This is a genomic window from Streptosporangium sp. NPDC087985 (genome assembly GCF_044741965.1).
Taxonomy (GTDB): domain Bacteria; phylum Actinomycetota; class Actinomycetes; order Streptosporangiales; family Streptosporangiaceae; genus Streptosporangium.
On record NZ_JBIUTQ010000011.1, the window covers coordinates 1 to 14,286 of the forward strand.

The 14,286-nt window shown below is 68.0% G+C and carries 16 protein-coding genes; 3 read left to right on the top strand and 13 right to left on the bottom strand.

The genetic code is table 11. The annotated features are described in order from the left end of the window. Nucleotides 1–9 precede the first annotated feature (9 nt). Nucleotides 10–240, top strand: a complete 231-nt coding sequence (locus ACIN94_RS20315; protein WP_400708469.1) for a zinc ribbon domain-containing protein — start codon at nt 10–12, stop codon at nt 238–240. Here ACIN94_RS20315 and ACIN94_RS20320 read toward each other — a convergent pair. Together ACIN94_RS20320 and ACIN94_RS20325 are read right to left on the bottom strand one after the other, a co-directional pair. Beyond that, a complete protein-coding gene (locus ACIN94_RS20320) occupies nt 229–666 on the bottom strand; it encodes a hypothetical protein (RefSeq protein ID WP_400708157.1) in 438 nt (145 codons plus the stop codon). The two genes, ACIN94_RS20315 and ACIN94_RS20320, sit on opposite strands and share 12 nt — an antisense overlap. Before the next feature lie 363 nt (nt 667–1,029). Then, nucleotides 1,030–1,530, bottom strand: a complete 501-nt coding sequence (locus ACIN94_RS20325) for a hypothetical protein (protein WP_400708159.1) — start codon at nt 1,528–1,530, stop codon at nt 1,030–1,032. A 279-nt stretch (nt 1,531–1,809) separates the two neighbouring features. Between ACIN94_RS20325 and ACIN94_RS20330 the strand changes: the two genes are divergently transcribed. Continuing rightward, nucleotides 1,810–2,595: a hypothetical protein gene (locus ACIN94_RS20330; RefSeq protein WP_400708161.1), complete on the top strand. Its 786-nt coding sequence runs from the start codon at nt 1,810–1,812 to the stop codon at nt 2,593–2,595. 90 nt (nt 2,596–2,685) lie between these two features. Here ACIN94_RS20330 and ACIN94_RS20335 read toward each other — a convergent pair whose 3' ends face one another. The 7 genes from ACIN94_RS20335 to ACIN94_RS20365 all read right to left on the bottom strand — a co-directional run bounded on the left by ACIN94_RS20335 (nt 2,686) and on the right by ACIN94_RS20365 (nt 9,529). Beyond that, complete coding sequence (locus tag ACIN94_RS20335; protein WP_400708163.1) at nt 2,686–3,909, bottom strand: acyl-CoA dehydrogenase family protein; 1,224 nt, start codon at nt 3,907–3,909, stop codon at nt 2,686–2,688. After that, nucleotides 3,909–4,970, bottom strand: coding sequence for a phosphotransferase family protein (locus ACIN94_RS20340; RefSeq protein ID WP_400708165.1), 1,062 nt, complete (start codon nt 4,968–4,970; stop codon nt 3,909–3,911). The genes ACIN94_RS20335 and ACIN94_RS20340 overlap by 1 nt, the downstream gene beginning before the upstream one ends. A gap of 1 nt (nt 4,971) precedes the next feature. Then, nucleotides 4,972–5,424, bottom strand: coding sequence for a MaoC family dehydratase (locus ACIN94_RS20345; RefSeq protein WP_400708167.1), 453 nt, complete (start codon nt 5,422–5,424; stop codon nt 4,972–4,974). 25 nt (nt 5,425–5,449) lie between these two features. Then, entirely contained in the window at nt 5,450–6,223 is a 774-nt protein-coding gene (gene fabG, locus ACIN94_RS20350) for a 3-oxoacyl-ACP reductase FabG (RefSeq protein ID WP_400708169.1), read from the bottom strand. A gap of 113 nt (nt 6,224–6,336) precedes the next feature. After that, nucleotides 6,337–7,092, bottom strand: coding sequence for an SDR family oxidoreductase (locus ACIN94_RS20355; protein ID WP_400708170.1), 756 nt, complete (start codon nt 7,090–7,092; stop codon nt 6,337–6,339). Between the two features lie 37 nt (nt 7,093–7,129). After that, on the bottom strand, nt 7,130–8,347 hold the full coding sequence (locus tag ACIN94_RS20360; RefSeq protein ID WP_400708171.1) for an acetyl-CoA C-acetyltransferase: 1,218 nt from the start codon (nt 8,345–8,347) through the stop codon (nt 7,130–7,132). Between the two features lie 36 nt (nt 8,348–8,383). Next, nucleotides 8,384–9,529, bottom strand: a complete 1,146-nt coding sequence (locus ACIN94_RS20365) for an acyl-CoA dehydrogenase family protein (RefSeq protein ID WP_400708172.1) — start codon at nt 9,527–9,529, stop codon at nt 8,384–8,386. Between the two features lie 108 nt (nt 9,530–9,637). On the opposite strand from ACIN94_RS20365, the gene ACIN94_RS20370 reads away from it, so the two are divergent. Then, nucleotides 9,638–10,291, top strand: a complete 654-nt coding sequence (locus ACIN94_RS20370; protein WP_400708173.1) for a TetR/AcrR family transcriptional regulator — start codon at nt 9,638–9,640, stop codon at nt 10,289–10,291. A gap of 49 nt (nt 10,292–10,340) precedes the next feature. On the opposite strand, the gene ACIN94_RS20375 is transcribed toward ACIN94_RS20370, so the two are convergent. From ACIN94_RS20375 to ACIN94_RS20390, 4 genes are read right to left on the bottom strand one after another with little or no spacing between them, the layout of a single operon-like run. Beyond that, nucleotides 10,341–11,558, bottom strand: coding sequence for an acetyl-CoA C-acyltransferase (locus ACIN94_RS20375; protein ID WP_400708174.1), 1,218 nt, complete (start codon nt 11,556–11,558; stop codon nt 10,341–10,343). Next, nucleotides 11,555–11,959, bottom strand: a complete 405-nt coding sequence (locus tag ACIN94_RS20380) for a thiolase C-terminal domain-containing protein (protein ID WP_400708471.1) — start codon at nt 11,957–11,959, stop codon at nt 11,555–11,557. Before ACIN94_RS20380 ends, ACIN94_RS20375 begins: the two co-directional genes overlap by 4 nt. Next, the gene (locus tag ACIN94_RS20385) at nt 11,842–12,636 is read right to left on the bottom strand and encodes a beta-ketoacyl synthase N-terminal-like domain-containing protein (RefSeq protein ID WP_400708175.1); all 795 of its coding nucleotides are present in this window, start codon (nt 12,634–12,636) and stop codon (nt 11,842–11,844) included. Before ACIN94_RS20385 ends, ACIN94_RS20380 begins: the two co-directional genes overlap by 118 nt. A 46-nt stretch (nt 12,637–12,682) precedes the next feature. Further along, nucleotides 12,683–14,158 carry a carotenoid oxygenase family protein gene (locus tag ACIN94_RS20390; RefSeq protein WP_400708176.1) on the bottom strand — a complete coding sequence of 492 codons (1,476 nt, stop codon included), beginning with the start codon at nt 14,156–14,158 and terminating at the stop codon, nt 12,683–12,685. Between the last annotated feature and the right edge of the window lie 128 nt (nt 14,159–14,286).

A 14,286-nucleotide genomic window follows, 5' to 3' on the forward strand; every position in this document is an offset into this window, starting at 1 on the left:
TGCACGGTGGTGGAGGCGAGGTCCCGCGAGAGCCAAGCGGTCTTCGCCTGCGCCACCTGCGCTCATCGCGAGCACGCGGACGTGAACGCGGCGAAAAATATCAAGGCGGCAGGGCTTGCCGTCTCAGGGCGTGGAGACCTCCAGCCGTTGGGCGGGTCTGCGAAGCGTCAACCACCCCGCACCGTTGAGTGCGCCCCTCCGGGTGGCGTGTCGGCGGCGCGGGGAATCTCAGTCCCTTAAGGGCCGAGAGGAGGTCAATCGATTATGGTGTCGGCCCGGCGGCCCGGTTGGGGCCGCGACCTTACTTTCGCTGGGAAATCTCCCGACGGGAGCGCACCGGAGCCCCGCGACGCTCTCCCGCTCCGGCATGTCGATCGTGATGGTCGTGCCGGCCGCGTCGGTCGCCAGGTCGTAGCGCCGGAGCCGCCACGTGCTCGACGATGTGCCGTTGAGCGCGGCGACCGTTCGGCCGTCGTCGCCGATCGCGAACGCGGTAAGAGCCTCCTTGCCGACCTTTCCGGTGCCGGCCACGGGATGGAAGTGGGCGTCGGGGAGTAAGCGCACAACGCCGGAGCGCATGACGAGTTTCCAGCCGCCGCATGGCACGGCCTCCCCGTCGGAGTCCCGGCAGGTGTCCACACCGACGTAACGGATCCGGTCGTTCAACGGATCCGGTCTTCTCGCGGTGGAGGTGGCTCCCGTTCTCCCTTGCGCGGTGGTTGATGTGGGAAGGGCCGGTGCGGACAGCGGCGAGGACGTCGAGCTGCTCCGCGTCGCGCTTCCTGGGGTGCTGTCGAACCTGTGTCGCGGCGGGCAGCTCCCCAGGAAGCCTCTCTTGAGATCCCCTCACCTGCCGGGAGTGCCCATGCGGATCCCCTTCTCCTGATAACCGGAACATCTTGATGGCGTCACGTCACCTCTGTGCTGCGCTGTTCCGGCACGTTGTCCTCTGCCTCGCGACGGAGGAGGTCTGACCGTTCTTCTCTTGCAGCCGCGCGTGGAGGCCCGGTTCGACGGTCGCCGAGAGATCTACTGGTAGTAGGTGTAGAGCGGCTTCCAGGTGCCGCCGTAGAGGCAGTTGACGGACGGCTTGGAGGCCTTCGCCTCGGTGCAGACCTTGAGCTCGACCTCGCCGACGTTCTTGGCGTCGAACGCGAACTTCTGCGTCGTGCCGTACGAGCAGCTGCGGTAGTTGCGGTGCGCCAGGTGTGGCTGGTTGGCGGAGTCGAAGTAGCTGATGCGGAAGAGGGCCCATCCGCAGGTCGAAGACCGGCGAGTCAGGCTGACGACGCTGCCGGTGACCTTGACGTAGGGGGCGGGCAAGCTGGCGTCGTCCTTCGGCGCCGCCGTCAGCGAGCCGGACGTCTTGGCCTTCTTCCCGGCGGCGTAGTAGGGGCCCCACTGGCCAGGGGCCGCAGCCTGTGCCGCCGACGCGCCGGTGGCCGCCTGGGCGGCGGTTGAAACGGTGATCGGGGCGAGGACGAGAATTCCGGTTGCGACGGCGATGCCTGCCAGAGAGCGGGTGATCATGAGGGGTCCTTTCAGATGCTGTTGGCCGCAGACTGCCATCAGACGCTTTCAACTCTCTTAACGAGCGCTGAAGGGGATCGCAGCGGCCCATGGGTCCGGCAGGACAGACGCCCATACCCGATCTTGATCTGGTTACGGGCCGCGGCCTCGACGGCCAGGCGAATGGTCATCTTCTCTGCATGCCACGGTCAAGGGACATGCAAGCAGCCGGTCTTTCACTGGGTGCACAAGCCCGGAAGGCAAGGGCCGTCCGGGGACACACGCACTCAGGAGATCACCATGAAGCGCGTTGCACTCGGTCTGGCCGCCACCGCGATCGCCGGCCTCGCCGCCCTCCCCGTCACCGTCATCGCCACGCCCGCATCCGCCGCCGGCTACGGCCCCGACACCTGCCTTCAGGGTTACGTCTGGCGTGAGGCCAACGCGACCGATCACGTCTGCGTCACCCCCGCCGTCCGCGCCCAGACCGCCCGGGACAACAGTGTCAGAGCGTCCCGGTGGACCAACGGCGCGTACGGACCGCACACCTGCGTGACCGGATTCGTCTGGCGCGAGGCCTTCACCGGGGACGATGTCTGCGTCACGCCCGAAGTCCGGAGGCAGACGCTTGCCGACAACGCCGCCGCGGCCGGCCGTCGGGCCTCGACCACCTTGCCTTCACCGATCGCCCTCAACCGCAAGGTCGCCTTCAGCGGAGGGGTCCCAGTGGGGGGATGGACATCGCTGACCCTGTATGACAACGGGACCTACCAGTGGTCCGGGCACATGCACGACTCGGGTGCCACCAGCTACAACTTCACCGGTGTCTGCGTCGTCCGCCTGTCGTCGGGTTCGGCCTTCGTCTTCGAGACCTCCGGGCGGCTCCACGGGACGTTCGATTCCGGGTCCCGCGACCACAACTGGAGCAAGTCGGGCTCCATCCCCGCCCTGCCCGCGGCCTGGCGTGCGTCCTCGAGCTACAACGCGAGCTGCAAGAACAGCGTCAAGCTCAACCTCGCCGGTACGGTGGACTCGGCACTCGAGGCTGTCGGCTACGCCTCCAAGGTCATCGCGATCATCGCCTGAGAGAACATGCTCGGCCCCGTCGGGAGAAGCACCGGCTCGCGCGGCCCCAGGGTTCCGGGTCCGTGCGAGCCGGTCAGCCCGATTGGTCCGTCACGCGATCCCTGTCTGCCGCTTGAGTTCGTTGCGGGCCAGCGAGTTCTTGTGCACCTCGTCCGGGCCGTCGGCGAAGCGGAGCGTGCGGATCCCCGCGAACGCGGAGGCGAGGGGGAAGTCCTGGCTGAGGCCACCGGCCCCGTGCACCTGGATCGCCTTGTCCAGGATCCATTCCACGGTCCTGGGGGTGGCGATCTTGATTGCCTGGATCTCGGTGTGGGCGCTCTTGTTGCCGACGGTGTCCATGAGCCAGGCGGTCTTGAGCACCAGCAGCCGCAGTTGCTCGACCCGGACCCGGGACTCGGCGATCCAGTCGCGGATGACTCCCTGCTGGGCGAGGGGTTTGCCGAAGGCGACCCGCTCCGACGCGCGCCGGCACATCAGCTCGATTGCCCGCTCCGCGACCCCGATGGACCGCATGCAGTGGTGGATCCGGCCACCGCCCAGGCGTGCCTGTGCGATCGCGAACCCGGCTCCCTCGGCACCGATCAGGTTCTCGGCGGGCACGCGGACGTTGTCGAAATCGATCTCCGCGTGGCCGCCGTGGTCGTGGTCGTGGTATCCAAGCACGTGCATGCCGCGTCTGATCGTCACTCCGGGTGTGTCGCGCGGGACCAGGATCATCGACTGCTGCCTGTGCCGGTCCGCCGCCGGGTCCGTCTTCCCCATGACGATGAAGATCTTGGCGTCGGGGTTCATGGCGCCGGTGATCCACCACTTGCGTCCGTTGACGACGTAGGAATCGCCGTCCCTCTCGATGCGTGTGCTGATGTTGGTCGCGTCGGAGGAGGCGACGTCGGGCTCGGTCATCGCGAACGAGGAGCGGATCTCACCTGCCAGCAGCGGGTGGAGCCACCGTTCCTTCTGCTCCTGGGTGCCGAACATCGCCAGCACTTCCATGTTGCCGGTGTCCGGCGCGGCACAGTTGAGCGCCGCGGGAGCGATCCGGGGGCTACGTCCGCTGATCTCGGCCAACGGCGCGTACTGCAGGTTCGTCAGCCCGGCACCCAGCTCTCCCGGGAGGAAAAGGTTCCACAGCCCGCGCTCCCGCGCCTCGGCACGCAGTTCCTGAAGCACCGGGACCGCGGACCAGTGCCATGGATTCTCGAGCGAGGCGAGTTGTTCATCGAATACACGTTCGGCGGGGTGGATGATCTCGTCCATGAAGGCGAGCAGCCGTCCACGCAGCTCCTCGGTCTTGGCGTCGAATGCGAAGTCCATCAGCGGTGGTGCTCCTTCAGCGCGTTGACACCGGCAGCGATCAGGGGTTCCACGACCGTGCCGACCGTGTCGAACCCGGCTCCGACGGTCTGCCCCCGGGTATGGCGGTAGTGGATGCCCTCGAGGATCACTGCCAGCTTGAAGTAGGCCAGCCCGAGGTAGAAGCCCAGGTCCGACAGGCTCCGGCCGCTCGCGACGGAGTAGCGGTCAACGATCGCTCCGTCGGACAGGTAGCCGGGTGCGGTCGAGACGTCGGACACGGCGTAGCCGGTCCCGAACGCCGTCAGACGTTGATAGACCAGCAGCAGGGCGATGTCGGTCAAGGGGTCCCCGAGCGTCGCCATCTCCCAGTCCAGCACCGCGACGACCTCGCCGGCCCCGTCGACGAGCAGGTTGTCGAGCCGGAAGTCCCCGTGCACGATCGTGGGGTCCGACGGCTCGGGCACGTTCGCCTCGAGAAGGCGGTGCAGCTCCTCCGCACCGGCGAGGTCCCGGCTGTACGACGCGGCGAGTTGCCTGCTCCAGCGGCGTACCTGCCGCTCGAGAAACCCTTCCGGCCGCCCGAAGTCGGACAGCCCGACGGCCGCCGGATTCACGGCGTGCAGAGCGGCGAGGGTGTCGACCATGCGCTCGCAGATCAAGCGGGTGTGGTCAGGGCCCAGCGGTTCGAGTTCGGAAGCCGTCCGGTACGGCGTCCCCTCGACCTTCTCCATCACGTAGAACGGCGCACCGATCACGTCGGGGTCCTCGCAGAGCGCGTACGTCCGCGGGACCCTGACCTCGGTGGGGCCGAGCGCAGTGATCACACGGTGTTCCCTGGCCATGTCGTGCGCAGTGGCGAGCACGTGCCCCAGCGGGGGCCGACGCAGGATCCACTCGCTGGCGCCGTCGCTCACCAGGTAGGTGAGGTTCGACTTGCCGCCGGCGACCACCTCCGCCCGGAGCGGGCCCCTGACCAGTTCGGGCGCGACACCGCCGAGGTAGGCCGAGACCCGGGCCAGGTCCATGCCGGGAGGGCCGCCGTGGCCAGGGGCGGTGTCGCGCGTGTTCTGTCCGGACATGTCAGGTCACCATCATCAGGACGGTCTCGGCGACGCAGGCGGGCTTGGGGCTGCCCTCCCGTTCGACGGTGACCCGGACGGTTGCCCGCGTCCCACCGGCACCGCGGGTGACGCCGAGAAGCTCGGCGCCCGCCCGGATCCGGGATCCGACCGGCACCGGGGACGGAAACCGGACCTTTTCGGAGCCATAGTTGATCTTCACCCTCACCCCCTCCACGTCGTAGATCTGCCCGACGAGCGCGGGGATCAGCGACAGGGTCAGGTAGCCGTGCGCGATGGTCGTGCCGAACGGACCCTCAGCCGCCTTCCCGGGATCCGTGTGGATCCACTGGCGGTCGCCGGTCGCCTCGGCGAACAGGTCGATCTGCTCCTGGGTGACCATGTGCCAGTCGCTGTAACCCAGGTGGGTGCCGACGACCTTCTCGAACTCCGCAATACTGTTGAACGTCTTCATCTGAGGCTCCGTGTCGTCTCCGCCGTCAGGCGCGGGGCCCGCCGGCGACGTAGATCACCTGGCCGGACACGAACGAGGCCTCCTCGCGCACGAAGAACGACACCGTCGCGGCGATGTCCGCGGGACGGCCGACCCGCCCGACGGGGATCTCCGTGGCGGCCGCCGCTTTGAAGTCCTCGAACGGCATCCCAACCCGTGAGGCTGTGGCGGCGGTCATCTCGGTCTCGATGAACCCCGGTGCGACCGCGTTCACGGTGACCCCGAACCTGCCCAGCTCGATCGCCAGCGTCTTGGTGAAACCCTGCAGCCCGGCCTTGGCCGCGGCGTAGTTGGCCTGCCCCCGGTTGCCGAGCGCGGAGGTGCTGGACAGGTTCACGATGCGGCCCCATCTCGCCTCGGTCATGTACTTCTGCGTGGCTCTGCTCATCAGGAACGACCCGCGCAGGTGCACGCCCATCACCATGTCCCAGTCGTCGGCGGTCATCTTGAACAGCAGGTTGTCCCGGATGATGCCGGCGTTGTTCACCAGCACCGTCGGAGCACCGAGCTCCTTGGCGACCCTCGCCACCGCGGCCTGGACCGCCTGCTCGTCGGCCACGTCCACGCCGACCGCCAGCGCCTTACCGCCGGCGGCCTCGATCTCGTCCACGACGGGCTTGCACGTTGCCTCGTTCAGATCCAGGATTGCCACGGCGAATCCGTCCTCGCTGAGCCTTTTCGCGACCGCGGCGCCGATGCCACGCGCGGCCCCGGTGACTATCGCGGTACGGCCCGACTGCTGGTTCTGCTGCTCGTTCACTCGGTCTCCTCTGTTACGCGATTCTGGTTGAGCGGTGTCCGGACGTCGGTGTCCGTCGCCCGATGCCGTGGCAGGCGCCGGTGACGACCATTCCCGTGCCCGTTCTGTCCATGTCACACGCCTCCGGTGAGGGTCAGCCCTCCGTCGACCACGATGAGCTGGCCGGTGAGCCATCCCGCTTCCTCCGAGAGCAGGAAGGCCGCCACGCTGCCGATGTCCTCCGGCACGCCGAGCCGTTTGAGCGGGTACGCCGATGCCACCTGCTCTTCCCTGCCCTCGTACAGCGCGGTCGCGAACCTCGTCTTCACCACCGCGGGCGCGACCGCGTTGACGCGGATGCCGGGACCGAGTTCGACCGCGAGCTCCTGGGTGATGTAGGTCAGCATCGCCTTGCTCGCCCCGTAGAAGCCGATACCCGGAGCCGGCTTGACGCCGGCCACCGAGGACACGTTGACCACGGAGCCGCCGTGCTCACCCATCCAGGCGCGGTGTACCTGCTGGACCCACGACAGCGCGGCGAGGCAGTTGACCTCGAAGATCTTGCGTGCCGTGTCGAGGTCGAGGTCGATCATGGGCCCGTAGAACGGATTGATGCCGGTGTTGTTCACCAGCATGTCGACGCTGCCGAACGCCCCCAGGGTGCGCCGGACCGTATCCGACTGGTGCTCGACGTCGTCACTCCGGCCGGCCACCGCGATCGCCCGCCCGGGGCCGCCCAGAGCCGCGACCGCCTCGTCGAGTGCCTCCCGTTTGCGGGCGGTGACGCAGACCCTCGCACCCTCGGCCACCAGCCGTTCCGCGATGGCGAAGCCGATGCCGCGGCTGGCGCCGGTCACGATCGCCGTCTTTCCCTCGAATCTCCGCATCATCTCCATGCTTTCTTGACCGCTCGCTCCGCTCGCGCTCTCAGCTCAGTCGTTCCAGGATCATGGCCATGCCCTGCCCGCCACCGACGCACATCGTCTCCAGGCCGAACTGCCTGTCGTGGAACCGCAGAGAGTTGATCAGAGTGCTGGTGATCCGAGCACCTGTCATGCCGAAGGGGTGACCGATCGCGATCGCGCCACCGTTGACGTTGAGCCTGTCGAAGTCGATACCAAGATCGCGGGCGGACGGGATCACCTGGGCGGCGAAGGCCTCGTTGATCTCGACCAGGTCGATGTCGTCAATGGTCATCCCGGCACGGGCGAGCGCCTGCTTCGAGGCCTCGACCGGTCCGAGGCCCATGATCTCCGGTGCGAGTCCGGAGACACCCGTGGCGACGATCCGGGCGAGCGGGGTGAGTCCGAGCTGCTTGGCCTTGGTGTCGCTCATCACGATCACGGCGGCGGCCCCGTCGTTGAGCGGGCAGCAGTTGCCCGCCGTCACGGTGCCGTCGGGCCGGAACACCGGCTGGAGCCGGGAGACCGCCTCCATGGTCACACCTGACCGCGGACCGTCGTCCTTGCTGACCACGGTGCCGTCCGGCAGTGTCACGGGGGTGATGTCACGCTCCCAGAACCCGTTGGCGATCGCCTTCTCCGCCAGGTTCTGGCTACGGACACCGAACTCGTCCTGCTCGGCCCGGGTGATCCCCTTGAACCGCGCGACGTTCTCCGCGGTCTGCCCCATCGTGATGTAGACGTCCGGAAGGTCACCGCTTCCCCGGGGATCGGACCACGTCTGGCCACCGGCGGCGAACTTCTCGGTCCGGGCCCCGGCCTCGGCGAACACCGGGTTCTCGGTGTCCGGGAGGTTGTCGGCACTGCCCTTGGCGAACCGGCTGACGGTCTCCACGCCGGCGGAGATGAAGACGTCCCCCTCGCCCGCCTTGATCGCGTGCATTGCCATCCGGGTGGACTGCAGGCTCGACGAGCAGTACCTGTTGACCGTCGTACCCGGGAGGTTGTCCAGGCCCAGGAGCACCGAGACGACGCGTCCCATGTTGAAACCGGACTCACCGCCGGGCTGCCCGCATCCGAGGATCAGGTCGTCGATGTCGGCTGTGTCCAGCTCGGGAACCTTGTCCAGTGCCGCGCGGACCATCTGCGCGGTGAGGTCGTCCGGGCGCATCTCCTTCAGCGATCCCTTGAACGCGCGGCCGATCGCTGAGCGTGCGGTGGCGACGACGACTGCTTCGGGCATGGTCGTTTCCTCTGCTTTCCAGGTCCGTGTCGTGGGTCAGAGACCGAGGTCCCGGCCGATGAGCTCTTTCATGATTTCGTTGGAACCGGCCCAGATCTTGGTCACCCGGGCGTCACGCCAGGCGCGGGCCACGCGGTACTCGTTCATGTAGCCGTAGCCGCCATGCAACTGGACACAGGCGTCAAGCACGTCGTTCTGCACCTGCGCGGACCACCACTTGGCCTTGGCCGCGTCCACAGCCGTCAGCTGTCCGTCGACGTGAGCCATGACCGCCTGGTCGATGTACGCCTGGGACACCTCGATCTGGGTGACGAGCTCGGCGAGCAGGAACTTGTTGTGCTGGAAGGAGCCCACCGGCTGCCCGAACGCCTTGCGTCCCTTGACGTACTCGATGGTCTCCTGGAGTATCCGTGCGGCGTGCGCGATGTTGGAGACGGCCGCGCCGATACGCTCCTGCGGCAGACGCTCCATCATGTGGATGAAGCCGCAGTCGATCTCACCGATGACGTTCGCCTGGGGCACCCGGACGTTGTCGAAGAACAGTTCGGCGGTGTCGGACTCGGACTGCCCGACCTTGTCGAGCTTCCGGCCGCGGGTGAAACCTTCCATCCCCGTCTCGACACCGAACAGCGTGATCCCCTTGGCCCTCTTCTCCGGGCTGGTGCGAGCGGCCACGACCACCAGATCCGCCGAGTAGCCGTTGGTTATGAAGGTCTTGGAACCGTTGAGCACCCAGGTGTCCCCGTCGCGCGCCGCTGTGGTGCACAGCGCGGCGAGGTCTGAGCCGGCGCTCGGCTCCGTCATGCCGATCGCGGTGATCAGCTCTCCGGAGCAGAACCGGGGCAGCCACCGCTGTCTCCGCGCCTCGCTGGTGAGCTCCACCAGGTACGGGGCCACCACGTCGTAGTGAATGCTGAGGGATGAGGACAGCGCCGCCGACACGCAGGCGAGTTCCTCGCCGAGAACGGCGTTGTAGCGGTAGTCCTCCGCGGCTGAACCGCCGTACTGCTCCGGGACGTCCAGGCTCAGGAAGCCCTGCTTGCCCGCCTCGATCCAGAGGTCCCGAGGGAAGGCCCGAGCCTCGATGAACTGCTCCGTGCGCGGCCACACGTGCCGGTCCAGGAACGCCCGGACCGAGTCCCGGAACGCCTCGTGGTCGGGGCTGTAGATGCTGCGCCTCACACAAACCTCGCACAGACAGAGTGACTAAGCGCTTGCTTATTGCTAAGCGTTTGCTTAGCATTCCCCAATTACGACATTCTTGTCAACGCCCTGACCGTAAGGGGTCCTATGCGTCAGATCACAGAGAGCGGCGACGTGCCAGACGAGCATCCGGCGACGGGGGAGAGCCGCCCCGACAACGCCCGCGACCGGCTGATCGCCGCCGCGGTGGAGTCCTTCGCCGTCAGGGGATTCCACGGCACGACCACCCGCGACATCGCGTCGGCGGCGGGGATGAGTCCGGCGGCCCTCTACGTGCACTACAAGTCCAAGGAGGAGCTGCTCTACCTGATCTCACGGTCAGGACACGACGTCACACTACGGCTCGTACAGGAGGGTGCGGCGAGCTCGGACGACCCGGTGGAGCAGCTCCTCGCGGTCGTCCGGCGGTTCACCATGTATCACGCCCGCAGTCACACGAGCGCACGCATCGTCAACTACGAGCTCGCCGCTCTCAGCCCGGAGCATCTTGAGGAGATCCGCGTTACCCGGCGCTCCATCGAGCAGAAGATCCGCCAGATTGTGGAGGCAGGCGTGGCCCGCGGTGTCTTCCACACCTCCAATCCGCAGATGACCGCGCTCGCGCTGCTGTCGCTCGGCGTCGACGTCGCCCGGTGGTACCGCGACGAGGGGGAGTGGAGCGACAAGGACATCGCCGACCACTACTGCGAGCTCGCCATGCGCATCGTCGGGGTGCGCGGGCAGCGCCGTCAGGACTCTTGACCGCGGTTCACGCGCGGCACGACGGGCGAAGACCGGCCGGAAGCCGGGCTTATGAGGCACGCTCCAGCAGCACGGCGGAGCCGAGACCGGCCGCACCGCTCACGGCGGCGACGCCGTAGCGGCCACCCACGCGCGCCAGCTCGTCGGCGCAGGAACCGACGAGGATCGCCCCGGTGGCTCCGAAGGCGTGTCCCATCGCGATGGTTCCTCCGTTGCGGTTGAAGCGGTCGTCGTCGAATCCCAGCTCACGCTTGATCTTCAAGCACAGCGCGGCGAAGGCCTCGGCGAACTCGACGACATCAAGGTGATCCGGCTTCAGCGCGGCCTTGGCCAGGACCCGCTCGACGGCGTACTGGCCGGCCACCAGCATCCGCACCGGATCCGCACCGGCAGCGGCCGAGGCAACCACCCGTGCGAGAGGCCGCAGCCCGGCCCGTGCGGCGGCGTCCGCCGTTCCGATCACGACGACGGCCGCCCCGTCGGCCAGCGAGGGCGAGGTGCCGCGTGTGTGCAGGTGCCGTACCCTGCCGAGCTCCGGCAGGTGCCGCAGCACCAGCGCGTCCTGCCCGGACGCGCCGAGCTCCGCGAACGCCGGTTCAAGCGTCGCCAGGTCTTCGGGTGTCACTCCCGGGCGCACGTGCTCGTCCCGCGCGAGTAGTACCGCGCCTTCGCCGTCCGTGACCGGCACAACGGTGTCGTGAAAGCGGCCCTCGGCCCAGGCCTGCGCGGCTCGCCGCTGCGTCCAGGCGCCGTACGCGTCGAGTTGCTCGCGTTCGAAGCCCTCCTCGGTCGCGGCCACGTCGGCGGCGATGCCCATGTGCACGCTGCCGATCTGCTCGACGACGGCCGCGTCGGACCAGAGTGGTCCGTTGTCGGCGAACATCGGCACCGAAGACACCGACTCCACCCCGCCCGCCACGACGAGGTCGGCCTCTCCCGAACGCACCAGCGCGCTCGCGAGCGCCACCGCGTCGATCCCCGAGGCACAGAAGCGGTTGACGGTCTGACCGGGGACCGTCCGCGGCCAACCGGCCGTGAGCACCGCCGTCCGTGCCAGGTTCCCACCCTGTGCCCCCGTCTGGGCGGCGCAGCCCAGTACGACATCGTCCACCGCCGACGGATCCAGGCCGGTACGTTCGACCAGTGCCCGCAGCAGGATTTCGACGAGCCGCAGCGGTGGTGTACCGGCAAGACCCCCATCGGGCCGGGACTTGCCGCGCGGCGTGCGCAACGAGGTGAGGACGTACGCCTCGCGGGCCGTGTTCACCGCGCCCCCCGTGTCACGACGGTGGCCACCGCGGTGGTGAACGAGCCGCCCACGTTGACGGTGAGCGCGGTGCCGGCCCCCTCGACCTGCAGATCGCCCGCGCACCCGGTCACCTGGCGGCTCGCGTCCAGCAGCATGCGCACACCGGTTGCGCCCACAGGGTGGCCGGCGGCCAGCAGGCCACCCCCCGGGTTGACCGGCAGCCGGCCGCCCGGCTCGATCGTCCCGTCCAGGACGATCTCACCACCCTTCCCCGGCCCGACCAGACCCAGATGCTCCAATGTCACCAAACCGGTGATGGTGAAGCAGTCATGCATCTCCACGACGTCGACGGCCTGCGCACCGGGCAGTCCCGCTCTCCGGTAGGCGTCGTGGATCGCGCCGTGGAGCTGCGGGAACAGATGCGTGCCGCCTTCGCCGGCCGTGAGCTTGTCAGCGAGCAGCAGCGTCGCCGTACGGTGGCCGAAGCCTGAGACGACGGCGAGGTCGTCGAGCGACCGTCCCTGGGCGCGGGCCGTTCCGCGGCGAAACGGGGACCGGCGAGGAGCACGGCCGCGGCGCCATCGGTGATGCGGCCGCAGTCGGTCTTGCGCAGCCGGCCCTCCACGAGTGGATTGACCTCGTCGTCCTCGCTGAAGGATCCCGCTTCGAACGTCCAGGACCGTGCCTGCGCGAGCGGGTTACGACGGCCGTTCGCGAACGCGATCTCGGCGAACCGGCCGAGTACCGCGTGGTCGAGGCCGTAGCGGGCCTCGTACGCGTCGGCGACCTCGGCGAAGAGCGCGGGCCAGGCGAACCGCGCGCCGATCGCCTCACGGCCGGCCCAGGCTGCGGTGCCCAGATGGCCGGCGGCGGTCTTGGCCGGTACGTTACGCATCAGCTCGGCGCCGATGACCAGCGCGAGGTCGTAGCGACCGGCTTCGATATCGGCGCACGCCGCGAGCACCGCGGTGCTTCCCGACGCGCACGCGGCGGGCACCACCTCGGCGAACATGTCGAAGAGTCCAAGGCCCTCGGAGGCCCAGTTGCGTGCGAAGTCGGTCTGCGCTCCGCCGAGCACGTACACCGGTGACGTCATGAGGTTCTCTCCTCCTGGCTCGTTTCAATGGACCCGGGATACGGCTTCAACGGCCGGAACCTCTCAGCTGGTCCGCGCGCACCCAGGTCGCGTGGAAGCCGATGGGCACGCGCTGTGGCAACAGGATCCGCGCCACCGGTCCGGCGGTCAGGTCGGCCGCGTCCAGGATGGCGACCTCCGACCGGCCCTCCCGCTCGTCGGTGACGAAGGTGACGAGGTAGCCGTCGTCCTCACCGGTCGACCCGTCGCGCGCGGCGAACGGGGCCTCGCTTCCCCACCGTCCGGGGCCGAACGTGTGCGCCTGTGTCTCACCCGTGTGCAGGTCGTAGCGGACCAGCCCGTCGAAGAGATTGGTCTCGGCCGGGGCGACGTGGACGTTGTAGGTGTACCGGCTGCGCCGCCCGACCATACGCGAGTCCATGCTCGGAAACTCGGTGTTGTCGTCGTCGCGCGGGCCCTCGGTCGTCGCTCCTGTGCGCAGGTTGAAGCGGTAGCGCCACATCCGGGCATCCACCTTCAGGTAAGCGAGCATCTGGGCGAGCTTCGAGGTGAAGGATGCCTGGTGCTGGGGCTGACGGACCCTGCAGACGTCGAGGACGATCTCCTCGCCCTCCTCCCAGGCGTTGACGACGTGGTAGATGTAGCAGGGCGATGCCTCAAACCAGCGCGTCTCGCTTCCCTGCCCGTGCCGTGGGATCACTCCGAACCGCGAGGGCAGCTCCCGCTCGAACGAGATGCGGTAGCGACCGCGCTGGCGCGCTTCCTGGTCCTGGATCAGCGGCAGGTCCATGAGAATCGCGTAGTTCTCTGTGATCGCCATGTCGTGTGGGAGCCGTGGACCGGGCAGCTCCACGTCGGTCACGTGCGTGACGGTCCCCTCAGGACTGACAACGCCGTAGCGCATGTACGGTGGCTGCGGTCCGTAGTCGAACCAGAACAGCTCGCCGGTCCGCTCGTCGACCTTCGGGTGCGCCATGAAGTCACCGGTGAGCGTGCCCAGGAAGTCCTCGGCGCCCAGCGTCTCCAGCGACAGCGGGTCGACGGCGTACGGTGTGCCGCAGAGATACCAGGTCGACAGGATCTTTCCCCTGTGGAAGATCACGTCGGTGTTGGAGGAATCCTTCAACCCCAGGCCATGGCCATTGCCGAACGGGTTCTCCCTCGGATCCTCCATGACGCCCGACCACAGCCCACGGCCCGCTTCGCTGTCGGCGAGGAAGGCCTGGGTGCGCACCCAGCGGTTGCGGTAGCGGGCCCTGCCGTTCTCGAAGTGGACAGCGTGGATCATCCCGTCCCCGTCGAACCAGTGGTAGCGTCCCGGCCCCGCGTACCTGCGGTTGGGGCCGTTACGTAGGAAGACACCGTTGAGATCGCGGGGGATCTCTCCGATCACCTCGAAGTCGCCGACCGTGATCTCCTCGTGCACCGGAGCGTACACGCCCAGCAGATAGGGGTTCTTCTCGTCCTCCTCGCCGATCACGCGCGCGACGGCAATCGGTTGCTCGCCCTGGGTCTGGGTCATTCCCGCACCTCCACCTGACTTCAGCTTCACCATGACCGCTGGTCACCCCCAACTCCCACGACCATAGCTTTGGAGGAAATTTACTACAAGGTGCGAAGTGACGTTTGTAGGGTATCTAGATCTAGAAA